This is a genomic window from Roseateles sp. P5_E11, from assembly GCF_054049355.1.
The window spans coordinates 1-633 of record NZ_JBFUMO010001173.1 but is presented as its reverse complement, the minus strand read 5'-3'; the positions used below and the strand labels follow the sequence as shown (position 1 = coordinate 633).

Genomic DNA, 633 nt, shown 5'->3' with positions numbered 1-633 from the left:
GCAGCGGCCAGCCGCGAGCCAAGGCATTGACCCTGAGCTATGACGTCTACGCCTTCGACGCCTCGGTGCGAACCGCCTGGCTGGACAGCCGGCGCGCTTTTTTCAACGCCAGCAGCCTATGCCTGCGCGCCCATGGCCGCGAGAGCGAGCCGCATCGCGTGACATTGGGGCAACTGCCCGAGGGCTGGCGTGTCGCAACCGGGATGAGCGCTGCCGAGGGAAGCTGGGAGGCCGCCGACTACGACGAATTGCTAGACCACCCTTTCGAGATCGGCCCGCACTGGCAGGGCGAGTTCATCGCCGCCGGCGTGCCGCATCGCATCGTCGTGGCCGGCGCCTGGCCGAGCTTTGACGGCGAGCGCCTGCTGGCCGATGTGCGGCGCATCTGCGAGGCCCACATCGCGTTCTGGGGTGGTGCACCTTTCGAGCATTACAGCTTCCTGCTCTCGGCCGTGGATGACGGCCATGGCGGCCTGGAGCACCGTGCCAGCACGGCGCTGATCTGTGCACGGCGTGAACTGCCGACAGCCGCTGAAAGCGCTGCACCCAGCGACAACTATGTGCGTCTGCTCGGCCTGTTCAGCCACGAGTACTTCCATGCTTGGAACGTCAAGCGGCTGCGCCCTGCGGAGT

Annotated in this window: 1 protein-coding gene; it reads left to right on the top strand. The window is 67.0% G+C overall.

Annotation, left to right across the window (positions count from 1 at the left end; all coding sequences use genetic code 11):
- The coding region (locus ACXJKR_RS34165; RefSeq protein WP_457326641.1) for a M61 family metallopeptidase at nucleotides 1-633 on the top strand (633 nt) is incomplete at both ends.